Genomic DNA, 21,406 nt, shown 5'->3' with positions numbered 1-21,406 from the left:
AAGGAGGGCTCCAGAGGTCGCGCGATCCTGGAGCCCTCCTTCGAGGCTCCGCTTCGCTGCGCACCTCAGGATGAGGGTGAGGACTGGAACAATCGTCGCATCGACCCGGCTCGGTGTCGAAGGGAAAAATCAAACAGGCTCTGAGGTAGCGGAAAGAGGCCGCGAGGCTTTCTCTTCGATGGCCGGCGCTTGTCCTCGATTCCGGTGACAACAAGCGGATGCGGAACGCTCGAGCTCGGACCTGACGTCTGATTCCGGGTCGCGCGAAATCTGTGGGCGAGGCTCTGCGGACGGCAATTCCCGTTCTATACTCCTGTCACGACGCGATCCTCGGCGGATCGAGGGCGAGGGGAGGGTTAGGCCGATGGCGGATGGATCCGAACTGCTCAACGGAAGACGTGTCCTCGTCGTCGAGGACGAATATTTCATCGCCGACGACCTGCGGCGCGTGTTCGAGGAGCGCGGGGCGCAGGTGATCGGGCCCGTCGGGAGCGTCGACGACGCCCTGGCGATGATCGAGGAATGCCCGCGCATCGACGGGGCGGTGCTCGACATCAACCTGCGCGAGGTCATGGTCTTTCCGGTCGCCGACGCGCTCAGGGCGCGCGGCGTGCCGTTCGTCTTCGCCACCGGCTACGAGGAAAGCGCCGTCCCGAAGCGCCTGCGGGACGCGATCCATTGCGAGAAGCCGATCGAGCCGGCGCGTCTGGCCGAGGCGTTGTTCGGCCAGCCCATCGCCCACTGAGCGGCGCGTGTCCGGGCGCGGTCAGCCCGGCGCGCTTTCCAGACGGCGGTGCTCGCAGGCGATGCGGCGGACCGTGCCGGTGTTCGAGCGGTAGACCACCGTCTCCGTCTCGATCAGGCCGGGGCTGAATTTCACGCCCGCGAGCAACGCCCCCGTGGTCACGCCGGTGGCCGCGACGATGACGTCGCCGCGGGCCATGTCGTGCATGTCGTATTTCCGGTTCGGGTCGGTGATGCCCATCTTGGCCGCCCGCGCCCGCTTGTCGGCCGAATCGAGGATCAGCCGCCCCTGCATCTGGCCGCCGATGCAGCGCAGCGCGCTCGCGGCGATCACGCCCTCCGGCGCGGCGCCCGTCCCCATGTAGATGTCGACGCCGGTCTCCTCGGGCTTGGTGCAGTGGATGATCGCGGCGATGTCGCCGTCCGAGATCAGGCGGATGCCGGCGCCGGTGCTGCGCACGGCGGCGATCAGGTCCATGTGGCGGGGCCGGTCGAGGATGATCGCGGTGATCCCCGCGGGCTCGACCCCCTTGGCGCGGGCGAGCGAGGCGATGTTCTGGGCCGGGCTCCAGTCGAGATCGACCGTGCCGGGCGGGTAGCCGGGGCCGATGGCGATCTTCTGCATGTAGACGTCGGGGGCGGCGAGCAGCGAGCCGCGTTCGGCCAGCGCCATCACCGCGATGGCGCCCGGCATGTCCTTGGCGCAGAGCGTCGTGCCCTCCAGCGGATCGACCGCGATGTCCACGGACGGCCCGTGGCCGGTGCCGACGGCCTCGCCGATGAACAGCATCGGTGCCTCGTCGCGCTCGCCCTCGCCGATCACCACGCGGCCCTCGATCGGCAGCACCATCAGTTCGGCGCGCATGGCGTCGACGGCGGCCTGGTCGGCCTCCTTCTCGCGGCCGTGCCCCCGCAGGCGGGCCGCGGCGATGGCGGCGGCCTCCGTCACCCGCACGAGTTCGAGGGTCAGGCCCCGCGCCGTGGGATCGCTGAAGATCCCGGTATTGGCCACCGACATCGCGCTCCGTTCCTTATCCCCGGGCCCGGCCTGTTCCGACCGGTGCCGATTGCCGTCCAGCGTTCCGGCCGATTCCGGGAACGCGCGGGACGAGACGCGAGACCTGATACCCTGGTGTCGGACAGGATGCGGTTTCCGGCAGGATCTTGCCGGAAATGCGGGTGGGCGTCTCGCCTATTCGCGCTCGATGCGGATCAGCTGCGGCGCCTCGGCGAGCAGGCCGTCGCGGTCGATGGCGGCCAGCGCCTCGCGGACGTTCCCCTCGGTGGCGGCGTAGGTGATCAGCACCAGCGGCACCGGCTGGCCGGACAGCCCCTGCGGATCGCTGGAGGCGGCCTTGGCGGAGCGGCGCTGGACGATGCTCTCGATCGAGATGTTGGCCTCGGCCATCCGGGTGGCGACGCCGGCCGCGACGCCGGTGCGGTCGTGCACGGTGAGGCGGATGTAGTAGCCGCCCTCGTGGCGCTGCATCTCGACCCGGCGCGGGCTCGCGAGGCGCGGGACCGGCTGGCCGAAGGTCGGGCGCGCGAGCCCCAGCGCGACGTCGGCGATGTCGGCCACCACCGCCGAGGCGGTGGCCGCCCCGCCGGCGCCGGGGCCGATCAGGGTCAGCTCGCCGACGGCGTCGGCATCGACGGTGACGGCGTTGGTGACGCCCATCACCTGGGCGATGGCCGAGGCTTTCGGCACCATGGTGGGGTGCACCCGCTGCTCGATGCCGGCCGCCGTCTGCTGGGCGACGCCGAGGAGCTTGATGCGGTAGCCGAGTTCGTCGGCCATGGTGAGGTCGAGGGGCTGGATCGCCGAGATGCCCTCGACCGAGACGCCCTCGGCGTCGATCTCCACGCCGAAGGCGAGGCTCGTGAGGATGGCGAGCTTGTGCGCGGTGTCGAAGCCCTCGACGTCGAAGGTCGGGTCGGCCTCAGCGTAGCCCAGCGCCTGCGCGTCCTTGAGGCAGGCCTCGAAGGTCAGCCCCTCCGCCTCCATCCGGCTGAGGATGTAGTTGCAGGTGCCGTTGAGGATTCCGTAGACGCGGCTGATCGCGTTGCCGGAGAGCCCCTCGCGGATCGCCTTGATCACCGGGATGCCGCCGGCCACCGACGCCTCGTAGGCGAGCGCGACGCCGTGCTCCTCGGCCGTGCGGGCGAGCGCCGCGCCGTGATGGGCGAGCAGCGCCTTGTTGGCGGTGACGACATGCTTGCCGGCCCCGAGCGCCGCCTCGACCGCCTGCTTGGCCGCGCCGTCCGAGCCGCCGACGAGCTCGACGAACACGTCGATCTCACTCGAGCGGGCCAGTTCCACCGGATCGTCGAACCAGTGCAGGCCCGACAGATCCACGCCGCGGTCGCGGCTGCGGTCGCGGGCGGAGACGGCGGTGACGGCGATCGTGCGGCCGGTCGCGGCTTCGAGCGCCTCGGCGCGGCGGGCGACCATGCGCAGGACGGAGGCACCGACCGTGCCGAGCCCCGCGATGCCGAGGCGAAGGGTCTGCGTCATGGGAGTTCGCACCGTGATGGACGTTGGCACCGGACCTGTTCCGGATGACCGCCCGACGGCCGCCGCCGCTCGAAGACCGCTTGGGCAGCGGTGGGGCACGGGGACACATCCGGAACGGCGCGCACTTCTGCAACGATTTGGGGCCGGTGCGCAAGGAAACGGGGCGGGACGGGTGCGGCGGCGTCGGTGTCCGGTCGGTGTCCGGTCGGTGTTCCTGCGCACGCGCGAGGCGGCGCGGCGGAGACGGCCTGCCGAAGATTGGCCTCAAACCGGGCGCTCTTCTTCGATCACGGCACCGCCACGCTTGAGCCGCGGGCTCGGCGGGGGTGCCGGCGATGATGCCACGGCGCCGCTGGCGCGATTCTTCGGGAGTTTCGACGATGAGGGGCACCCTTCTCGGCGGCGTGATGGCCAGTGTGATGGCCGGCGCCCTGACGCTCGGCGCGGCGCCCGCCGCCCAGGCACGGGACGGCATCGGTCCGGGCGGCGCGGCGGCCCTCGGCCTGCTCGGCGGGCTCGCCGTCGGCGGCGCGATCGCGGCGGCCAACGACCCCTACTATCCGGGCAAGCCGGTCTACCGGGCGCCCCCGCCGCCGGTCTATGTCGAGGGTCCGATCTGCCACTTCGAGCGCCGCGAGACCATCGACCCCTACGGCGACATCTACGTCCGGCGCGTGCGCGTCTGCGAGTGAGACCGCGCCCGGCTGATTCCTTCGGTGTTGCGTCCCGTCACCGCCCCTCTCCTCCCTCTCGGGGGAGGAGGGGATGTCAGCGCAGCTGCAGGCTGTCCACCACCTGGCGGAACAGGGGCAGTATCTGCTCGCGCTGGTCGGCGCGGGTGACGCCGACGGCGCGGATATAGCCGTCCGGATTGAAGCGGATCGTCTGCGAGACCACCACCGGCTGGCCCGAGGGGATGTCGGTGGCGCGCGCCACGATCTCGTGCCAGTCGACGCCGTTCTGGCGGTAGCTCTGCGAGCGCTCGATGGCGAAGTCCTTCATCGTCTGGTTCGCGTAGAGCGAGGCGCGGGCGAAGCCGTCGCGCTGCTCCTGGGGCGTCGGCTGCTGCACCGCCTGGGCGATCACCAGGATCGGCTGTTCCAGGTTGGAGACCTGATCGCGCGGGCCGAGGGTCAGCAGCACGGAATTGCCGGCCAGCGCCCGCACCGGACGGAAGCCCGCGAGGTCGCCGAGGCGGAAGGGCAGGGCGGCGACCTGGTCGTCGAGGCTCAGCGCCCCGCGGATGCGCACGCCCGTGAGCAGGCCGCGCATGGTCTCGTCGGTCTCGGCGCCGACGGCAGCCTGGGCGATGATGATGCCGGTCACCTCCTGGCCGCCGACGATCAGGAGCCACTTGCGCGCCGCGGGGGTGCCCTGTCCGTCGGGGGGCGTCTGCTCGCCGGTGAAGAGCACGCCCTCGGCCCCGCCGTCGAGGGTCACCGGCTCGCGGGTCTGGACGACGAGGCCCTGCGTCCGGAGGTTCTCGTCGGTGAAGCTTTGCTTGAGCTCCGGATAGGCGCCGGCCGGCAGTTCGACCACGGAGAGCATCGCGCCGCCGCCGATCCGCTCGAAGCCGGTGAAGCGCTTCGAGATCGTCATGTCCGAGGGGGGCTTGAAGCCGAAGCGGGAGCTCGGCGGGAAGACCGCGTCCTCGGCGCGTGCCGGCGATGACAGCGGAACGGACACGGCCCCCGCCAGCACGGCCGCCGTGAGGAGGGCGGTCGCGAGCCCGCGGGAGAACAGACGCAACGGCATCACAGGGTGTCTCCGAAGAGCCCGTCTCGGCTGAGGCTCCGCCGCGATGGGTCGTCCGCCGCGGATATCCTGTCAAGCGCGGCAGAACGCCGAGGCAGGGGCGGCGATCACCGCGGGGATCACCGAGAGGATCGGCCGCGCCAGCGGTGCCATTGCCGCTCGATCCAGCGGGCCGATTTCTCCATCGGCACCTTGAGGCCGGGCACGTCCTGGGCCAGCAGCGCGAGGCCGAGCGGCAGCATCCACAGGCCGAGCACCGGCAGGATCGAGAAGATGCCGCCGAGAATCAGCAGGATCGAGGCGAGGAGCCGCACGGGAAAGCGCGCCGGCTCGCGCAGCCACGTCACCATGCGCTGCGCCCAATCGGGGAGCTTCTGACTGGCGCGGTCGACGCGCTCGTCCCAGTCGCGGGCCGTGACCTGTGTCGGACCTTGCGTCGGACCTTGCGTGGCTCGGGCGTGTTCCATGGGGCGCGTGTTCTCCATCCCCTCAGAATGACGAAGCGGGCCGAAAGGTTCGCGGCCGGCGGTTCACCCGGCGATGAACAGGCCGGCGATGGCCGCGCTGGTGAGGTTCGAGAGCGTGCCCGCCAGGATCGCCCGCAGGCCGAACCGGGCGATCTCGGGCCGGCGCTCGGGGGCGAGGCTGGTGAAGCTCGCGAGCTGGATCGCCACCGAGGTGAGGTTGGCGAAGCCGCACAGGGCGAAGCACAGGATCGCGCCCGTGCGCGGGTCGAGGGTGCCGGCCTTCAGGGTCGGCGAGAGGCTGGCATAGGCGAGGAACTCGTTGAAGGCGATCTTCTGGCCGATGGCCCCGCCGACCAGGGTCGCCTGCTCCCACGGCACGCCGAGCAGCCAGGTGAGCGGCGCCAGCGCGACGCCGAGGATGCCCTCGATCGAGAGACCGGAAAACCCGAACAGGCCGCCGGCCCAGCCGATCGCCGCGTTCACTAGGGCGATCAGCCCGACGAAGGCGATCAGCATCGCGCCGACCGCGACCGCGACGCCGAGGCCCTTCTGCGTGCCGTCGGCGGCGGCCTCGATCAGGTTGGCCGCGCGCGCCTCGCCGAACTCGACCCGCGTCGTGACGATGCGCGTCGGCTCGGTCGAGGGGACGAGGATCTTGGCGTAGAGCAGGCCGCCGGGGATCGCCATGAACGAGGCGGCCAGCAGATAGGGCATCGGCACGCCGAGGGCGGCGTAGCCGGCCAGGATCGAGCCGGCGGTGGAGGCCGCCCCGCTCGTCATCACCGCGAACAGCTCGGCGCCGGTGAGTATCGCGAGGAAGGGGCGGAGCGCCACGGCGATCTCGCTCTGCCCGATGAAGATGGTGATGACCGCCGAGAACGACTCGATCGACGAGGTGCCGAGCAGCTTTCGCAGGCCGGCGCCGAGGAACCGCGCCAGCGCCTGCATCGCGCCGAGATGGTAGAGCACGCCGATCAGCGCCGAGACGTAGAGGATCTGCGGCAGGACCCGCAGGGCCAGGATGAAGCCCGAGCCGCCGAACAGCTCGAACATCCGCGGCTCGACGAGGCCGCCGAAGAGGAAGGCGGTGCCCCGGTCGCCGAAGGAGAGCACGGCGGTGACGACATCCGCCACCGCCCCGAGGGCCTTCTGCCCGGCGGGCACGAACAGCATCAGCGCGCCGATCCCGACCTGCAGCGCCAGGGCGGCCAGCACCACCCGCGGCCGGATCGCCCGCCGGTTCACCGAGAACAGCCACGCGACAGTGAGCAGCAGGGCGAGGCTCGCGCCGGCATGGAGCAACCTGTCGAGCATTCTTTTCGGACCGGGCAAGGAGGGCAGGGCTCACGGGCGGATGCGCGATCCGGGCCAGGGCGGCAAGGGCGGCCGGCCGCGGTGCCCCCTCAGGCGAAGCGCCAGACCGAGGATCGCTTGATCTCGGCATCCTCCAGCGCCCGCGTGACGGGCACTTCGTAGGTCGCGACCGGAACCAGCCGCTCGCGGGGCAGGTAGGAGCGGCCGGGGTCGCCGATCAGCACCGTGCGCCCGCGCCTGTGCAGGTCGCCGAGCCAGCCGCCGACCGCGGCGGCGAGGTCGCGCTCGTAGAAGATGTCGGCGGCGAGCACGCAAGGCGCATCGGTGCCGATCAGGTCGGTGCCGTCGGCGGTGATGCGCTCGGCCACGCCGTTGGCCGCGGCGTTGAGCGGGATCGCGTCCAGCGCGAAGGGATCGAGGTCGCTCGCGGTGACGTGGGCCGCGCCGGCTTTGGCCGCGGCGATGGCGACCAGCCCCGAGCCCGAGGCGAAATCGACCACCCGCCGCCCCGCCACCGTCTCGGGATGATCGAGGATGTAGCGGGCGAGCGCCTGTCCCCCGGCCCAGGCGAAGGCCCAGAACGGCGGCGGCAGGCCGATCGCCTCCAGCTCCTCCTCGGTCTTCTGCCACAGGGCGGTCGCCTCGTCGGCGACCTGCAGCACGATCTCGGGCGTGTGCGGCACCGGGCGCAGGGCCGTGTGCTCTCGGATGAAGCGGGCGGGGTCGCGGGCGGGGATCACGGGTTCGGCCGGGTGAGGAGGAGCATGGGGGCCATGATCCGGATCAGCCCGCAAGCTCGGATTTGAGGCGCCAGAGCTCGTCGATCGGGACCGCCCGGCGGCTGACCCCGCCGCCGGCCTCCGCGGACCAGGGGAAGGGATAGAAGGAAAACGCCTGATCGAAGCCGGGGCAGGGACGCTCGTCCCAGCCGCAGAGCCCGGACAGGTCGGCGTAGAAGGCGCGGGTGTCGCCGAAGAAGCACCAGTGCACGAAGTCGGTATGGCTCAGTTCGAGCGGCTCCCATGCGAGCCCGTCCGGTGCCAGGTAGAAGACCTGCCCGAGCCCGTCCGGTCCGAACCGCCCTCCGTTGAGGGCGAAGAAGCCGCCGAGGATGTCGTCGGCCACGAGGAGGAAGGCGGGCTGTGTTTCGGGGTCCGCGAAGGCGCCGGCGCCCTCGTTCCAGCGCACGAGGGAGCGGGCGCCGTCCCCGGTCTCCGTAGGCCGGCCCGAGCCGAGCAGGCGCAGCCAGCCGCCATGCAGCGCGATCCCGCCGCTCTCATAGACGATCGCGCCGAGCGGCGAGCGCGTGGTGACCTGAAGCCGCAGCAGAACCGGGTCGCGATGCTGCGGATCGGGCGGCAGGATGCGGCTCGGATTGGCCTCGGGGTCGGAGGCCCAGGAGAGGACGAGCGGCCAGGCCGGATCGTCTCGGACGACGAGTTGATCGATGCTGCGGGGGCCGGCGGGCTCGGTCATCGCGAAAGCTCCCTGTCCCGGTCGATCCTATTCGCTTTCGGGACGATGCTTATCGCAGCAACTCCGCGTAGAGCCCGGCCACCGTCCCGGCGACGGCGGCTTCCGTGTAGCCGCCGTCGAGGATGCGCGTCCGCGCCGCCGCGCCCATCCGGGCGACGAGCGCCGGGTCGGCGGCGAGCCGCGTCAGCGCGGCGGCGAGCGCGGCGGCGTCGCCCGGCGGCACGAGCAGGCCCTCGATCCCGTCGCGCACGAGGTCGCGGCAGCCCGGCACGTCGCTGGTGAGGATCGCCCGGCCGCACGCCGCCGCCTCCAGCAGCGTGCGCGGCAAGCCCTCGCCGCCGCGGGAGGGCAGGGCGCCGACATGGTGGGCGGCGAACGCGCCGGCGACATCCTGGGTCGGGCCGTGCCACGCGACGCTGTCGCGCGACCAGTCCCGCAGGGTCGCCTCGGGGATCGCCCGGCGGTTCGAGGAGTCGGGCGCGCCGTAGAGCGAGAGCTCCACCGCGGCCCCGCCGGCGCGGGCCTGCCGCACCGCCTCGACCGCGACGTCGATGCCCTTCGACCACAGCATCCGCGCGACGATGGCGACCTTGAGCGGCGCGGGCGACGGCAGGGGACGGGGCGCGAAGGCGTCGGGATCGACGCCCGCGCCGCCGACCAGGGTCACGGCGGTGTCGGACGGGTCGAGGCCGAGCGCGCGGGCGTCGTCCGGGTTCTCGAACAGGAAGCGGGTCTGCCCGCTCGCCAGCGGACCGCGGATCAGCCCCTTCAGAGCGAGGCGCGACAGCCGCCCGGTCGCGTCCGCGCGGGCGCCGAGCAGGCCGAGGCCGGTCAGGGCGAAGACGCGGCGCGGGATGCCGGCCATCGCCGCCGCGGTGCCGCCGACGAGGATGCCGCGCAGGGCGATGCAGTGGACGATGTCGGCGTTCAGCGCCTTCAGGATTCCGGAGAGCTGGCCTGCCGCGTAGCCCGCCGCCATCGGGTTCAGGCTGGAGCGTTCCGCTTCCAGGGGCACGACGCGGATGCCGGCCGCCTCGATCGCGGCGCGGTGCGCGCGCACCCGCGTCACCACCGCGACCGAGAGTCCCATCGCGAGGGCGGCGCGGGCCATCGGCAGGAAGTGCGAGGCGAAGAACCAGTCCTCGGTGACGACGAAGACGAGGGTCTTTTTCGCGGGCGGGGCGGCGGAGGCGCTCATCGGCATCGCCATAGCACGGCCCCGGTTCCGGAACAGCGCCGGCTTCCTTCCGGTTGTCGCCCACGGAAAAGGGAGTCAGGCATGCTGTCGGACGAGGTCGGAGCCGGCGTGGTCGATCCCCGCGAGGCCGCGCGGGATGCGGGCCTGCGCTACGTGGACGATTCCAAGCCCGGCCTGCGGCGCAAGCGCAACGGCAAGGGCTTCCGCTACATCGATCCGAAGGGCGCGGCGGTCCGCGATCCGGAGGAGATCGCCCGGCTGAAAAGCCTCGCGATCCCGCCGGCCTACACGGATGTGTGGATCTGCCCGCACCCGAACGGCCATATCCAGGCGACCGGGCGCGACGAGAAGGGGCGCAAGCAGTACCGCTACCATCCCCGCTTCCGCGAGGCGCGGGAGGCTTCGAAGTTCCACCGCATCATGGCCTTCGCCGAGGCGCTGCCGGGCATCCGCCAGCGGATCGACGCCGACATGGGCAAGCGTGGCCTGCCGCGGGAAAAGGTGCTCGCCACCGTGGTCCACCTCCTGGAGACCACGCTGATCCGCGTCGGCAACGACGATTACGCCCGCTCCAACAAGAGCTACGGCCTCACCACCCTGCGCGACCCGCACGTGAAGATCGCCGGCTCCGAGATGCGCTTCCGCTTCAAGGGCAAGAGCGGCAAGGAATGGTCGGTCTCGATGCGCGACCGGCGGGTCGCCAAGATCGTCAAGGCCTGCCAGGACCTGCCCGGCCAGGAGCTGTTCCAGTACCTCGACGAGGAGGGCGAGCGGCGCGACGTCACCTCCTCGGACGTGAACGCCTACCTCCGCGAGATCACCGGCGAGGATTTCACGGCGAAGGATTTCCGCACCTGGGCCGGCACCGTGCTGGCGGCCCTGGCGCTGCGGGAGTTCGAGACGTTCGACAGCGCCGCCAGGGCCAAGAAGAACCTGCGCGCGGCGATCGAATCGGTCGCCGGGCGGCTCGGCAACACGCCGACCATCTGCCGCAAGTGCTACATCCACCCGCAGATCCTCGACTGCTACCTCGAGGGCGGGATGCTGCTGCAGGTGAAGGAGGCGGTCGAGGGCGAGTTGAAGAACGGCCTCGACACGCTGCGCCCGGAGGAGGCGGCGGTGCTGAGCCTGCTGCGGGGCCGGCTGGAGCGGGCGGCGAAGGCCGCCGGGGCCGATCCCGAGGGCACGGCGACGATCGAGCCGCCGCGGCAGACCGGAGGCCGCAAGGCGAAGGGATCCGGCCCGAAGCGCAGCTCCGGTGGCCGCCGGGCGGCGTGAGCCGCGTCCCGGACCCGGTCAGACCCCACCCTGGACGATGGCGCCGTACCAGCCCAGCCCGCGATAGGTCTCGTAGCCCGGCGTCCGGTGAAAGGCCGTGACGGTGCCGCTCCGGGAGTCGCGGACGATCCCGCTCTCCCGTCCGTTCAGGTCCGCGGCGAGGATCTCGGAGAGGATGCCCTTGCCGTCGGAGGCGGCGAGGATGCGGCGCTGCGCGTCGACGAGGACCACGCGGGTGCGCGCCCGGTCGTCCTGCGCGATCCGCACGCCCTCGACGATGGCCTTGGCCTGGGATTCCCAGTCGAAGTGGATGGCGAGGACGCCGCAGGCCGAGGCGCCGGCCCGCTCGTAGATCCCGGCGGCGTAGGTCGCGACCTGCGCGCCGCCGAGCTGCGCCTCGCGCCGGACCTCGCCGGGCACGTAGTCGTCGCCGCTGCGCAGGCGGATCGCGTCCCGGAACCAGGGCTCGCCCGCGACGCTGCGCCCGCGCAGGTTCGGGTAGCGGTCCGGCCGGCCGTTGGCGAGGACGGTCCCGTCGCGGCCGCACAGCCAGAGATCGAGGTAGACGGTGTAGGCCGAGAGGATCACGCCGAGCCGCTGCGACGCGTGGTCGGCCGCACCGGCCGCGCCGTCTCCGTCCGGCCGGGCGGCGCAGGCGACCACGGCGGCGTCGGTGGCCCACCAGCGCACGTCGCAGGTCCGCTCGTAGAGGTTGCGGTCGATCAGCTCGATGGCGTTGAGGGAGAGATCGACCAAGCGCTCGTCCTGCGCCCTCTCGGTCATCGCATCGACGCCCTGCTGCAGCTCGGCGATCCGCGTCGTCAGCCCCGTCTCCAGCTCCTGCGCCAGGGCCTCGATCGCGGCGCCGATGCCGCGCACCTCCTGCGCCACCACCGAGAAGCCGCGCCCGTGCTCGCCGGCGCGGGCGGCCTCGATCAGGGCGTTGAGGGCCAGCATCTTCGCCTGGGCGGTGATCTGCCGGATGCGCCCGACCCGGTCCTGGGCGATGCGGCCGACTTCGCGGGTCAGGTCGGCGATCGTCGCCGGCCCGCCCTCCGGCTGCTGCGGGGCCTCGCGATGGAACAGGGAAGGAGCCGTTGCTTGTGCCGCCATGGCGATGACCCGGTCTGCGTGTGGGTCAAAGTTCCCGCGGCGAGATTAACATTGAAATAAAATGCGACGTTTTGCGCCTCCGATGCCTGACATCGCCGACGCGGACGGTCGGGGCGCGGGTTTCGCCGCCGATGCCGGTCTCGCGACCGGCTCCGATCTTCTCCCGTTTCGCAGGCGCCGGCGGCGGAGGCCGCGATCGTCAGCCGTTCCTTCCGGCAAGATCAACCGATGCAATTGCAGAGCGTGGAGAACCGCGGCACGGTAATCCGGTTGACGGAGCATCCGCTGCCGCCCGCCATGCCGCGCGCGGCCCTCCGCTGCGCTCGAACCGTCGTCCCGCAGCCAGGCCCCACGGTCAGGAAGGTGAAGCCATGGAACTCGATGCCCTGATGCTCTCGCGCATCCAGTTCGGCTTCACGATGGCCTTCCACATCATCTTCCCGGCCTTCACCATCGGCCTCGCCGCGTTCCTCGTGCGGCTGGAGGCGCAGTGGCTGTGGACGCGCAACCCGATGTACCGGGTGCTCTACCGCTTCTGGGTGAAGGCCTTCGCGGTCTCCTTCGGCCTCGGCGTCGTCTCCGGCATCGTGATGAGCTACCAGCTCGGCACGAACTGGTCCGTCTATTCCGACTTCACCGGCAACGTGCTCGGGCCGCTGATCCAGTACGAGGTCATCACCGCCTTCTTCCTGGAGGCGGGCTTCCTCGGGATCATGCTGTTCGGCTGGGACCGGGTCGGCGACCGGCTGCACTTCGTCTCGACCTGCATGGTCTCCCTCGGCACCCTGATCTCCGCCTTCTGGATCCTCTCGGCCAATTCCTGGATGCAGACGCCCGCGGGCTTCGTCATCGAGAACGGGCGGGCGGTCGCCACCGACTGGTGGCAGGTGATCTTCAATCCGAGCTTCCCGATCCGCTACGCGCACATGGTGCTGGGCTGCTTCCTCACCACCGCCTTCGCGGTGGCGGGCATGGCGGCCTGGATGATCCTGCGCGCCCGCAAGGAGCCGCCGGAGAAGGTCGCCGGCGCCCGGGTCTCGCTCTCCATGGCGATGTGGTTCGCGGTGATCTTCACGCCGATCCAGATCTTCGTCGGCGACGCCCACGGCCTCGCCGTGCTGAAGCTTCAGCCGACCAAGCTCGCCGCGATCGAGGCGAACTGGGACCGTCAGGCCAACATGCCGCTGCTGCTGTTCGCGATCCCGAACATGGAGGCCGAGCGCAACGACTTCGAGATCGGCATCCCGAAGCTCGGCTCCTTCATCCTCACCCACGACTTTTCCGGCGTGGTGCCGGGCCTCAAGGACGTCACGCCCGACAAGCGCCCGCCGGTCTGGCCGGTCTTCTATTCGTTCCGCATCATGGTCGCGATCGGCATGGCCATGCTGGGCCTCAGCCTGTGGAGCCTGTGGCTGCGGCGGACGGGGACGCTGTTCACGAACCGCACCTTCCTCACCTGCGCCATGCTGATGACGCCCTCGGGCTTCGGCGCGGTGATCTTCGGCTGGTTCACCGCCGAGATCGGGCGCCAGCCCTACATCGTCTACGGCCTGCTCAAGACCGCCGACGCGCACTCGCCCCTGACCGCCCAGGCGGTGACGACCTCGCTCATCGCCTTCATCGTCGCCTACGCGATCATCTTCGGCTTCGGCAGCTACTACCTGGCCAAGCTCCTGCGCAAAGGTCCGGAGCCGTTCGAGCCCGCGGTGCCGGGCGAGGATGTCGGCCGCAAGCCCAAGCGGCCGCTCTCGGCGGTCGACGAGCGGCTGGAGCCGCGGTCCATCTGACGCGGCGCGGACGGCCGCGCCCGCGTGAATCGACCGGTGCCGGCCGATCTCTCTCAGGCCCGGGCGGCGAGGGGCGCGTGGCGGGCCGGGCTGCGCGGCGTCTCGGTGTCGATCACGGGGGCGAGGCCGAGCTGGCGGGCGAGCGTGACGAGATCCTTGAGGCGGCCGGTCTGCGTCTTGCGGCGCAGGTTCAGCCGGTGGGTCTCGACCGTGCGCACGCTGAGCGAGAGCCGGCGGGCGACCTCCTTGTTGCTGAAGCCGGCGCTGAGGAAGCGCAGAACCTCCGCCTCGCGGGGCGTGAGGCCGATGGCCAGATCCTCGGTCGCGGAACAGGGGGTGGCGGGCGACACGCCCTTGGCGAGGGCGAGCACGCTGGCGCAGACCTCCTCCGCCGGAGTGCCCGCGCCGACGAAGGCGTCGGCGCCGGCCGCGATCAGCCGGTTCATCGCCGGCGCGTCGAGGCTCCGGAACACGGCCAGCACCCGCAGCCAGGGCCGCCCCTCGCGCAAGCCGGCAATCCGGGCGCAGCCGGCCTCGGTGCGCGCGCCGTCCACCGGGACCAGCGCCACCGCCGGCACCGGACCGCCCCGGACGAGGTCGTCCTCGCCGATGGTGCGCAGGGCCGGCGCGTGTTCCAGCTCGGCCCGCATCCGGGCATCGAGCCCGGCCGCCTCGTCGACGATCAACAGCTCGATCGCCCGGCTCGCAAGGTGGCCGGCGGTGTGACTGACGGCTTGACTCATGCCGCTCCCCTCTCGTCCCGCCGCAGAACGGTGCGGCCTGTGCGGAGGGAGAAGAACAAGAGTCGTTCCAGCGGCTTAGGGGCGATTCCGGCGCCGAAACGTCCCCGCGCGGCGCCGCCGGACCGGGGCCGTCCCGCTTCGGGACGGCCGGAGGCGGGGGAAGGCGGCCGGAAACGGGCCGTGTCCCGTTGCGGCGCGGCTGGCGCCGGTCAGGCCGTCCGGGCGAGGACGAGGTCGGTCATCGCCGAGACCACGCGATTGCGCCCCGTCGTCTTGGCCTCGTACAGGGCGATGTCCGCCCGCTTCAGCAGGCCGTCGATGGTTTCACCCTCGGACCACTCGCTGACGCCGAAGCTGCAGGTGAGGCGCACCGGGCCCTTGGGCGAGCGGATGCGCAGGTCGGAGGCCTTGAGGCGCAGGCGGGAGGCCAGGGCCTCGGCCTCGGCGAGCCGGTGCCCGGCGAGCACCACCGCGAATTCCTCGCCGCCGAGCCGTCCGGCGATTCCCTCCGCCTCGATCAACCCGGCCACCGCCTTGATCGCCGCGTCGCCGACATCGTGCCCATGCTCGTCGTTGATGCGCTTGAAATGGTCGATGTCGAGGAGGACGGCACAGAGATGCCCGAACGAGCCGGTCTTCTGGGCGGCGTCCCGCGTGCGGTTGAGGAAGGCGCGGCGGTTGAGCAGGCCGGTGAGCGGATCGGTCTCGGCGAGCCGGATCAGGTCGCCCTGAAGCGTGGTGAGGCGCTCGGCGGCCCGCAGGCGCGCCTGCAGCTCCTCGGCGCCCGGCGGCTTGTCGATGAAGTCGTCGGCGCCGCTGTCCAGCGCCTCGGCGAGGTTGCGGGCATTGCGGGCCGAGGACATGGCGATGATCGACAGCGGACGGCTCGACTCGGCCAGCAGGCGGGCCGACCAGCACAGCTCGAGCCCGCTCAGGGGGCGGACTTCCAGGCTGGTGATGAGGGCGCGGACCTTCGGGGTGTCGGTGACGTAGGCCAGGGCCTCGGCCGAGTCGGTGAACTGCGTCACCACGTGTCCCCGCGGTTCGAGCATGCCGGCCACGATCCGTAGGACGACACGGCTCGAATCCACGATGACGATGTGCACGGCTCTAGCCCCCGCTGAACGAGGGAGATTGTGCGCAAGACAAGTTAAGGGCTCGTCTAGAGCGTCATCCCGGGAAGCGGTCGCCGGCTTGTATGAAAAGGCGTTGGAAAAACAAGGAGCTGGAGCCTTTTCGGCGTTTCACGAAACCCGCAGCATGCACTTGTTCCTTGTTGTCGCATGATGTTTTCGAAAAAGCCGGATCCCAGCGTTTCCGCATCACGCTCCGGCGCGTCGGCCGGATCGAGCCTATCGGGCGCGGGCCGGCACTCGGACCGAGACGACCTGGGCGCCCCCGCCTTCGCTCTCGGAGCGCGGGCTCGGATCGGTCCAGTTGCCCTTGGAGTCCTTCGAGAGGACGCGCGCTCCCGTTCGCCGGACCGCGGGGCGGCCGCCGACGGAGCCCGGCCGCTCGATCACGGTGAGCGTCGGGCGCGCGGCGGGTGCGTCGCGGATGCCGGCGACGGTGGGAACGCCGTAGGTGCCGTAGCCCCAGGCCGGCGGCACGATCCGGCTCGTGCTGGGAAGCCGCGTGAAGGGCGCGCCGAGATAGGCGCCCTCGACCGCCGGGCCGGCGAAGCGATAGCCGGCCTCCCCATAGCCGTATCCGTATCCGTAGCCGTAAGGGTCGGCGGCGGCACCGGAGGCGCCGAGAACCAGCAGGGCGGCGAGGCCGGCGGCGCGGGCGAGAACAGGGCGCATGGATCGAGGCTTCTCCGGTGGCGCAGTCCGAGGCGTGCGCGAGTCCTGAAACGAATTCGGCACCCGCCATGCTCGTTCCACCCGGCCCCCTCCCGCCAGCCGATGCAGAATGCTGAGACGGGTGCCGTCTCGGTGCCCGAGCGCGCTCAGCGGCAGATCGTGACGCGACGGACGATCCAGCCCTCTCCCTCGATCCACAGGCGGCGGCGCTGCTTGTTGCAGTTGGCGCTGTCCTCCTCGCTGTCGGAGACCGTGCCGGTCTGGGAGACCTGCTGGGAGACTTGCGTAGCCTCCGCGACCTGGGTCGTGCTGCGGCCGGTGCCCGGAGCGGCGAGGCTCGGCGCCGCGGACAAGCCGATCAGGACGAGGCCGGCGAAGGCGGCCGCGGCGGTGGGGTGCGCGATCATGGTTTCCTGCCCGCGCGCCGCAGCGGGCGCGCTTCAACGGTTCAGCTGGGGCGGCCGGTGGCCCGCCTCGCAGGCGCCGCCGCATCGTGCATCAACAATCCCCAACGTGGCCGTTCGGTTTCGCGCCGCCGTCCGGAAAACGGCGAAAATTTGTCGGCCATCGGCGTGGCGGCCTGCGGCGCTACGGCGCGTTCTCGCCTACCCGCCGTGATGCTTGCGAAGACGGTGCAAAGAGTAGTACTGCCACGACCAGCGAAACATCGGCGCTTCGTCGCCCGGAACTGGACCGCTGTTCTTGTTAGGAACGTTTCTAATCTACGAGTTGCATCAGAATATTATTGTTTCGTGACAAGTATTCGCGGTGCTGCAAGGGGCCGCACCGCCGTCGAGGAAGACAATCCGCCGGGACGCGCGTTCCGCGGATCGAAACGGGAGCAATCGGATGACGGACGGATCGACGTTCGTGCAGGCTTTCATCATCCTGTTCCGCGAGGGACTGGAAGCACTGCTGGTGATCGCGGCGCTCGCCGCCTTCCTTCGCCGCGCGAATGCGGCGGAGCGGATCGCGCCGGTCTATGCGGGTGCGCTCGCCGCCGTCGCCGCCAGCGTGGTCATGGCGTGGGTGTTCGCGACCTACTACGACGGCAACCACAGCGACCTGTTCGAGGCCGCGGTGATGCTCGCAGCCGCGGTGCTGCTGTTCTACATGAGCGGCTGGATGTTCGTCCGCCAGGATCCGAAGGCGTGGCAGGCCGACCTCAACCGGCTCGCCGAGCGGGCCCTCGGGGCGGGTACGGTGCTGTCGCTGGCCGGCATCGCCTTCCTCGCGGTGTTCCGCGAGGGCGCCGAGACGATCCTGTTCGTCCACGCCCTGGCCAAGACCGCCAACGGCTTCGACGCCTCGCTCCTGAGCGGCCTCGCCGCGGCGGCGCTGGCGCTCGTGGCGATGTTCGTGGCGATGCAGTGGCTGGCGCTGCGCCTGCCGCTGCGCCCGATGTTCATCGTGACCTCGGCCTTCCTGTTCTTCATGGGCCTGCGGATGGTCGGTGAGGCCTTCCAGGAGCTTCAGGAGCAGGCGCTGATCCCCTTCACCACCGAGGGCATGCCCGCCTTCGTCTCCGACTGGGGCCTGAGCAACGGCAGCTGGGAGGCGCTCGGCACCCAGCTCGTGATCCTGGCCGTGGCCGTGGCGGCGGCCCTGGTCAGCCTCCTGCGCAAGGGAAGCGGCAAGGACGCGAAGGACGCCCGCGAGGGCCGGCCGGTCTCGGCGGCCTCCTGATCGCAGGCGGTCGGCGCCCCTCGTCGGGCGCGCCGACCGCGACGAACGCCGTGCCTGTCCCCTCCCCACAAGGGGGAGGAGAAGGGGCGGTGGCCGACGCGCTCGATCCCTCACCCCTTCAGCCGGGACTTGATCCGGTAGGTCAGCCCGTCACGCACGTCGCGGTAGCCGTCGAGGCGCTGGTCGCGGGTGCCGTCCTGCACCAGGGTCGGGTCCGGCGTCGGCCAGTACTCGACATCCGCCGCCAGGGTGTGGGTCAGTTCGAGCGCCCGGTGGTGGGCCTCCGGCGAGAGGGTGATGATCAGGTCGAAGTTCAGCCCCTCCCAATCCTCGAGCTGCTCGATGGTGCGCGGCTTGTGGCGGGAGGCGTCGATGCCGATCTCGTCCAGAGCCGCGATCATGAAGGGGTCGCTCGGCTCACCCGAGCGCACGCCGGCCGACTGGACGTAGGTGGACTTGCCGAAATAGTGGCGCGCGATCGCCTCCGCCGCCAGCGAGCGCACCGCGTTGAAATTGCACATGAACAGGACGGACTGGACCCGCCCCTTCTTCGGCCCGGTCCCCGGGATCGCGTCGTCCGTCATGCCCTGCCCGAGAGCATCGTCCCGAAAGGTGGCCATCCGGCTTTCGGAAAAAGACGATGCGAGGCAAAGGGCCGGAGCATCGTCCCGAAAGGTGGCCATCCGGCTTGTCGGAAGGGACGATGCGCGACGAGGAGCCGGAGCATCGTCCCGAGAGGAAGGCGCCGGCCGGTCGGAAAAGTCGATGCAGACACCGTGACCTCTCGCGAAACGCCCCCGCCGCCTTGCGCCGATGCATCACGGATCGGGCGTTTCGTGAGGTGCTCGTGCACACGCTGATATAAGACCGCCCCGGATTTCCCGAAAGCGCATCGTTTTGCCGATCCGATCACCCGACGGGCAGGATGCTGCGCGGTCGGCGCGGTCTCAGCCCTTCCAGTGGAGGGCGAAGATCAGGGTGAACAGGCGCCGCGCCGTGTCGTGGTCGAGATCGACCTTGCCTTCGAGGCGCTGCCGCAGGAGTTCGGACGCCTCGTTGTGCAGGCCGCGCCGGCCCATGTCGATCGCCTCGATCTGCGTCGGCGAGGCGGTGCGGATCGCGCTGTAGTAGCTCTCGCAGATCATCTCGTAGTCGCGGATGACCCGGCGGAAGGGGGTGAGCGAGAGCAGGTGGGTCATCACCGGCTCGCCGGCTTCCGTCGAGATGGCGAAGGACAGCTTGTTCTCGACGAGACCGAGGACCAGGCCGTAGGGCCCGTCGTCGCGGTCGGGCAGGCTGAAGACGTTCTCCTCCAGGATGTCGTAGATCGCGATGGCGCGCTCGTGCTCCTGGTCGGGGTTGCCCCGGCCGATCGAGGCCTCGTCGAAGCGCACCGCCGCGAGCCGGTTCCTCGGCTTCTCCGGCGCCCCGTCTGCCCCCTGCTTCGGTTCGGCCTTCATCGCCGCCGCCTTCTCGCGTCGGCGCCCGAATCCGGGCGCCCTCTTGCCGTCACATGAGCCGCAAGCCCGCCCCGCAGGCAAGCATTCCCGAGGCGGCGGCTCGAAAAGTGATCGTCCGTCCCTGAACGGGGCCGGCGTCAGAGGTTGAGCCGGATCGCCACGGAGCGCGCGTGCCCGTCGAGCCCCTCCGATTCGCCGAGCGCGATCGCGGCGGGGCCGAGCGCCCGCAGGGCGGCCGGATCGCAGCGCAGGATCGAGGTGCGCTTCATGAAGTCGAGCACGCCGAGCCCCGAGGAGAACCGCGCCGAGCGGGCGGTCGGCAGGACGTGGTTCGGGCCGCCGACATAGTCGCCGATCGCCTCGGGCGTGTGCGAGCCGAGGAAGATCGCCCCCGCGTTCCGGATCTTTCGCGACAGCGCCTCGGCATCCTCGGTCTCGATTTCGAGGTGCTCGGGCGCGATGGCGTCGACGAGCGGCACCGCCTCGTCGAAATCCCGGACGCGGATGATCGCGCCGTAATCGCGCCAGCTGGCGCGGGCGATCTTTTCGCGCGGCAGGGTCGTGAGGGCGCGTTCCACCGCCGCCTCCGTCGCCTCGGCGAGTTCGTCCGAATCGGTGATGAGGACGGATTGGGCCGCCTCGTCGTGCTCGGCCTGGGCCAGGAGGTCGGCGGCGATCCAGTCGGGGTTGGCGTGGCCGTCGGCCAGGATCAGCACCTCGGAGGGGCCGGCGATCATGTCGATGCCGACCTGGCCGAACACCCGGCGCTTGGCCGCCGCCACCCAGGCATTGCCGGGACCGACGATCTTGGCCACCGGCGAGATGCTCTCCGTGCCGTAGGCCAGCGCGGCCACCGCCTGCGCTCCGCCGACCCGGTAGATCTCGGTGACGCCGGAGAGGTGTGCGGCCGCGAGCACCAGCGGGTTGAGCTGCCCTTCCGGGGTCGGCACCACCATGACGATGCGCGGCACGCCCGCCACGCGGGCCGGCACCGCGTTCATCAGCACCGAGGAAGGATAGCTCGCGGTGCCGCCGGGCACGTAGAGCCCGACCGATTCGAGCGCGGTCCAGCGCCAGCCGGCGGTGACGCCGAGGTCGTCGGTGGAGAGGTGGTCCTCGGGGATCTGGCGGCGGTGAAACGCCTCGATCCGCTCGGCGGCGAGCGCCAGGGCGGCGCGGGCCTCGGGCGGGCAGGCGGCGACCGCCGCCTCCACCTCCTCGGCGGTGATGCGCAGGGCGGCCGGCGCGAAATCCTGGCCGAGCCGGTCGAAGCGGCGGGTGTAGTCCACCAGCGCCGCGTCGCCGCCGGAGACGACGCCCGCGATGATGCCGCGCACGGTCTCGTCCACGTCCTCCGCGATCTCGCGCTTGAGGCCGAGCAGGCGCTTGAAGGCCTCCTCGAATTCCGGGGAGCGGCTGTCGAGGCGGATCATCGGGCGTTATCGGCGGTTCGGGGGAGGGGGGTCACGGGCGGCTCTCGACGAGGCTGCGCGCCGCCTCGTGGTCGGGGCGGCCGTCGGCCTGCCAGACGGGACCGAGATCCTTCAGGCGGACCTCGATGCATTCGAGTTCGAGGCGGATCGCGGCGCCGCCGGAGAAGACCAGGGTGGCGATGCCGGAGGGGGCCTCGGTCTCCTCGAAGGTGATCGCCAGGAGGCTCAAGGGTTCGCCCGAACTCGCCCCCGGCGTGATGCCCTTCGCCTTCACCGACAGCACCCGCTCGAAATGCAGGCCCGCGAGCCGGCGCCGGGGCGGCTCGCCCGGGGGCACGGACCAGTCGAAGCGGCGCGCCGCGAGGGCGAAGCGGTGCTCCCCCGGCAGCCACGCGAGATCCTCCGCCCGCAGGATCGCGTCCTGCAGGTGGGCGGAGATGACGGCGAGATCCTCGGCGTCGAGGGCGGCGAGCTTGAGAAGCTCCATGCTTACGCTCCAGGCTCCCCGACCGAACGCGCGGAGAGCGGATTTCGAGGCGTAGGTAGCGAGGCGACCCGCCGGCGGCAACCGGCAGCCGGGCCGCGGGGAGGGCTCTTCCGGGCGCGTCGCCCGCGCAACGCGCCCGGATTTA

22 protein-coding genes are annotated in these 21,406 nt (G+C 71.2%); 5 read left to right on the top strand and 17 right to left on the bottom strand.

Going from position 1 to position 21,406, the window contains the following annotated elements; all coding sequences use genetic code 11:
- Positions 1 to 364 precede the first annotated feature (364 nt).
- The gene (locus tag ABS772_RS26045; RefSeq protein ID WP_238258553.1) at positions 365 to 745 is read left to right on the top strand and encodes a response regulator; all 381 of its coding nucleotides are present in this window, start codon (positions 365 to 367) and stop codon (positions 743 to 745) included.
- Between the two features lie 21 nt (positions 746 to 766).
- Here the strand turns inward: ABS772_RS26045 and glpX are convergent, their stop codons facing one another.
- Together glpX and ABS772_RS26035 are read right to left on the bottom strand one after the other, a co-directional pair.
- Positions 767 to 1,762, bottom strand: a complete 996-nt coding sequence (gene glpX / locus ABS772_RS26040; RefSeq protein ID WP_238258551.1) for a class II fructose-bisphosphatase — start codon at positions 1,760 to 1,762, stop codon at positions 767 to 769.
- 174 nt (positions 1,763 to 1,936) lie between these two features.
- Positions 1,937 to 3,259, bottom strand: a complete 1,323-nt coding sequence (locus ABS772_RS26035) for a homoserine dehydrogenase (RefSeq protein WP_350397590.1) — start codon at positions 3,257 to 3,259, stop codon at positions 1,937 to 1,939.
- 380 nt (positions 3,260 to 3,639) lie between these two features.
- Here ABS772_RS26035 and ABS772_RS26030 point away from each other — a divergent pair, with 380 nt between their 5' ends.
- Entirely contained in the window at positions 3,640 to 3,951 is a 312-nt protein-coding gene (locus tag ABS772_RS26030) for a hypothetical protein (protein ID WP_238258547.1), read from the top strand.
- Positions 3,952 to 4,027: 76 nt separating this feature from the next.
- On the opposite strand, the gene ABS772_RS26025 is transcribed toward ABS772_RS26030, so the two are convergent.
- From ABS772_RS26025 to ABS772_RS26000, 6 genes are all read right to left on the bottom strand, one after another.
- On the bottom strand, positions 4,028 to 5,014 hold the full coding sequence (locus tag ABS772_RS26025; protein ID WP_350397589.1) for a hypothetical protein: 987 nt from the start codon (positions 5,012 to 5,014) through the stop codon (positions 4,028 to 4,030).
- Positions 5,015 to 5,133: 119 nt separating this feature from the next.
- Positions 5,134 to 5,481: a hypothetical protein gene (locus ABS772_RS26020; RefSeq protein WP_350397588.1), complete on the bottom strand. Its 348-nt coding sequence runs from the start codon at positions 5,479 to 5,481 to the stop codon at positions 5,134 to 5,136.
- A 63-nt stretch (positions 5,482 to 5,544) separates the two neighbouring features.
- On the bottom strand, positions 5,545 to 6,795 hold the full coding sequence (locus ABS772_RS26015; RefSeq protein WP_350397587.1) for a NupC/NupG family nucleoside CNT transporter: 1,251 nt from the start codon (positions 6,793 to 6,795) through the stop codon (positions 5,545 to 5,547).
- An 89-nt stretch (positions 6,796 to 6,884) separates the two neighbouring features.
- On the bottom strand, positions 6,885 to 7,535 hold the full coding sequence (locus ABS772_RS26010) for a class I SAM-dependent methyltransferase (RefSeq protein ID WP_350397585.1): 651 nt from the start codon (positions 7,533 to 7,535) through the stop codon (positions 6,885 to 6,887).
- 43 nt (positions 7,536 to 7,578) lie between these two features.
- Entirely contained in the window at positions 7,579 to 8,271 is a 693-nt protein-coding gene (locus ABS772_RS26005; protein ID WP_350397584.1) for a DUF2625 family protein, read from the bottom strand.
- Between the two features lie 49 nt (positions 8,272 to 8,320).
- A complete protein-coding gene (locus tag ABS772_RS26000) occupies positions 8,321 to 9,469 on the bottom strand; it encodes a glycosyltransferase family 4 protein (RefSeq protein WP_350397583.1) in 1,149 nt (382 codons plus the stop codon).
- 81 nt (positions 9,470 to 9,550) lie between these two features.
- Between ABS772_RS26000 and ABS772_RS25995 the strand changes: the two genes are divergently transcribed.
- On the top strand, positions 9,551 to 10,747 hold the full coding sequence (locus ABS772_RS25995) for a DNA topoisomerase IB (RefSeq protein ID WP_350397582.1): 1,197 nt from the start codon (positions 9,551 to 9,553) through the stop codon (positions 10,745 to 10,747).
- An 18-nt stretch (positions 10,748 to 10,765) separates the two neighbouring features.
- On the opposite strand, the gene ABS772_RS25990 is transcribed toward ABS772_RS25995, so the two are convergent.
- Positions 10,766 to 11,860 (bottom strand): methyl-accepting chemotaxis protein, encoded by a 1,095-nt coding sequence (locus ABS772_RS25990; RefSeq protein WP_350397581.1) that lies wholly within the window; start codon positions 11,858 to 11,860, stop codon positions 10,766 to 10,768.
- A gap of 371 nt (positions 11,861 to 12,231) precedes the next feature.
- On the opposite strand from ABS772_RS25990, the gene ABS772_RS25985 reads away from it, so the two are divergent.
- Positions 12,232 to 13,647, top strand: coding sequence for a cytochrome ubiquinol oxidase subunit I (locus ABS772_RS25985; protein WP_238254804.1), 1,416 nt, complete (start codon positions 12,232 to 12,234; stop codon positions 13,645 to 13,647).
- 53 nt (positions 13,648 to 13,700) lie between these two features.
- Here the strand turns inward: ABS772_RS25985 and ABS772_RS25980 are convergent, their stop codons facing one another.
- From ABS772_RS25980 to ABS772_RS25965, 4 genes are all read right to left on the bottom strand, one after another.
- Positions 13,701 to 14,390, bottom strand: a complete 690-nt coding sequence (locus ABS772_RS25980; RefSeq protein WP_350397579.1) for a response regulator transcription factor — start codon at positions 14,388 to 14,390, stop codon at positions 13,701 to 13,703.
- A gap of 209 nt (positions 14,391 to 14,599) precedes the next feature.
- Positions 14,600 to 15,496, bottom strand: coding sequence for a GGDEF domain-containing response regulator (locus ABS772_RS25975; protein WP_238254802.1), 897 nt, complete (start codon positions 15,494 to 15,496; stop codon positions 14,600 to 14,602).
- 246 nt (positions 15,497 to 15,742) lie between these two features.
- Complete coding sequence (locus ABS772_RS25970; RefSeq protein ID WP_350397577.1) at positions 15,743 to 16,195, bottom strand: hypothetical protein; 453 nt, start codon at positions 16,193 to 16,195, stop codon at positions 15,743 to 15,745.
- A 146-nt stretch (positions 16,196 to 16,341) separates the two neighbouring features.
- The gene (locus ABS772_RS25965; RefSeq protein ID WP_350397575.1) at positions 16,342 to 16,602 is read right to left on the bottom strand and encodes a hypothetical protein; all 261 of its coding nucleotides are present in this window, start codon (positions 16,600 to 16,602) and stop codon (positions 16,342 to 16,344) included.
- 442 nt (positions 16,603 to 17,044) lie between these two features.
- Here ABS772_RS25965 and ABS772_RS25960 point away from each other — a divergent pair, with 442 nt between their 5' ends.
- Positions 17,045 to 17,881: an FTR1 family protein gene (locus ABS772_RS25960; RefSeq protein WP_350397574.1), complete on the top strand. Its 837-nt coding sequence runs from the start codon at positions 17,045 to 17,047 to the stop codon at positions 17,879 to 17,881.
- Between the two features lie 110 nt (positions 17,882 to 17,991).
- Here the strand turns inward: ABS772_RS25960 and ABS772_RS25955 are convergent, their stop codons facing one another.
- The 4 genes from ABS772_RS25955 to ABS772_RS25940 all read right to left on the bottom strand — a co-directional run bounded on the left by ABS772_RS25955 (position 17,992) and on the right by ABS772_RS25940 (position 21,261).
- The gene (locus tag ABS772_RS25955) at positions 17,992 to 18,465 is read right to left on the bottom strand and encodes an arsenate-mycothiol transferase ArsC (RefSeq protein ID WP_350397609.1); all 474 of its coding nucleotides are present in this window, start codon (positions 18,463 to 18,465) and stop codon (positions 17,992 to 17,994) included.
- A gap of 363 nt (positions 18,466 to 18,828) precedes the next feature.
- Positions 18,829 to 19,341 (bottom strand): UPF0262 family protein, encoded by a 513-nt coding sequence (locus ABS772_RS25950; protein ID WP_238257801.1) that lies wholly within the window; start codon positions 19,339 to 19,341, stop codon positions 18,829 to 18,831.
- A 137-nt stretch (positions 19,342 to 19,478) separates the two neighbouring features.
- Positions 19,479 to 20,774, bottom strand: a complete 1,296-nt coding sequence (gene hisD / locus ABS772_RS25945) for a histidinol dehydrogenase (RefSeq protein WP_350397573.1) — start codon at positions 20,772 to 20,774, stop codon at positions 19,479 to 19,481.
- A gap of 31 nt (positions 20,775 to 20,805) precedes the next feature.
- Positions 20,806 to 21,261, bottom strand: a complete 456-nt coding sequence (locus ABS772_RS25940) for a DUF2948 family protein (RefSeq protein ID WP_350397572.1) — start codon at positions 21,259 to 21,261, stop codon at positions 20,806 to 20,808.
- Between the last annotated feature and the right edge of the window lie 145 nt (positions 21,262 to 21,406).

The sequence above is a fragment of the Methylorubrum podarium genome, assembly GCF_040270385.1.
Classification (GTDB): Bacteria; Pseudomonadota; Alphaproteobacteria; order Rhizobiales; family Beijerinckiaceae; genus Methylobacterium; species Methylobacterium podarium.
This window is presented reverse-complemented; position numbering and strand designations above follow the sequence as displayed.

Bases quoted from the DNA above. Each gene is read 5' to 3' on its own strand.
- ABS772_RS26025 (WP_350397589.1), bottom strand. From the start codon at position 5,014: ATGCCGTTGCGTCTGTTCTCCCGCGGGCTCGCGACCGCCCTCCTCACG.
- ABS772_RS25955 (WP_350397609.1), bottom strand. From the start codon at position 18,465: ATGACGGACGACGCGATCCCGGGGACCGGGCCGAAGAAGGGGCGGGTC.
- ABS772_RS25980 (WP_350397579.1), bottom strand. From the start codon at position 14,390: ATGAGTCAAGCCGTCAGTCACACCGCCGGCCACCTTGCGAGCCGGGCG.
- ABS772_RS25990 (WP_350397581.1), bottom strand. From the start codon at position 11,860: ATGGCGGCACAAGCAACGGCTCCTTCCCTGTTCCATCGCGAGGCCCCG.
- ABS772_RS26005 (WP_350397584.1), bottom strand. From the start codon at position 8,271: ATGACCGAGCCCGCCGGCCCCCGCAGCATCGATCAACTCGTCGTCCGA.
- ABS772_RS26020 (WP_350397588.1), bottom strand. From the start codon at position 5,481: ATGGAACACGCCCGAGCCACGCAAGGTCCGACGCAAGGTCCGACACAG.
- ABS772_RS26015 (WP_350397587.1), bottom strand. From the start codon at position 6,795: ATGCTCGACAGGTTGCTCCATGCCGGCGCGAGCCTCGCCCTGCTGCTC.
- ABS772_RS26045 (WP_238258553.1), top strand. From the start codon at position 365: ATGGCGGATGGATCCGAACTGCTCAACGGAAGACGTGTCCTCGTCGTC.
- hisD (WP_350397573.1), bottom strand. From the start codon at position 20,774: ATGATCCGCCTCGACAGCCGCTCCCCGGAATTCGAGGAGGCCTTCAAG.
- ABS772_RS25995 (WP_350397582.1), top strand. From the start codon at position 9,551: ATGCTGTCGGACGAGGTCGGAGCCGGCGTGGTCGATCCCCGCGAGGCC.
- ABS772_RS25970 (WP_350397577.1), bottom strand. From the start codon at position 16,195: ATGCGCCCTGTTCTCGCCCGCGCCGCCGGCCTCGCCGCCCTGCTGGTT.
- ABS772_RS25965 (WP_350397575.1), bottom strand. From the start codon at position 16,602: ATGATCGCGCACCCCACCGCCGCGGCCGCCTTCGCCGGCCTCGTCCTG.
- glpX (WP_238258551.1), bottom strand. From the start codon at position 1,762: ATGTCGGTGGCCAATACCGGGATCTTCAGCGATCCCACGGCGCGGGGC.
- ABS772_RS26000 (WP_350397583.1), bottom strand. From the start codon at position 9,469: ATGAGCGCCTCCGCCGCCCCGCCCGCGAAAAAGACCCTCGTCTTCGTC.
- ABS772_RS26030 (WP_238258547.1), top strand. From the start codon at position 3,640: ATGAGGGGCACCCTTCTCGGCGGCGTGATGGCCAGTGTGATGGCCGGC.
- ABS772_RS26035 (WP_350397590.1), bottom strand. From the start codon at position 3,259: ATGACGCAGACCCTTCGCCTCGGCATCGCGGGGCTCGGCACGGTCGGT.
- ABS772_RS25985 (WP_238254804.1), top strand. From the start codon at position 12,232: ATGGAACTCGATGCCCTGATGCTCTCGCGCATCCAGTTCGGCTTCACG.
- ABS772_RS25950 (WP_238257801.1), bottom strand. From the start codon at position 19,341: ATGAAGGCCGAACCGAAGCAGGGGGCAGACGGGGCGCCGGAGAAGCCG.
- ABS772_RS25940 (WP_350397572.1), bottom strand. From the start codon at position 21,261: ATGGAGCTTCTCAAGCTCGCCGCCCTCGACGCCGAGGATCTCGCCGTC.
- ABS772_RS25960 (WP_350397574.1), top strand. From the start codon at position 17,045: ATGACGGACGGATCGACGTTCGTGCAGGCTTTCATCATCCTGTTCCGC.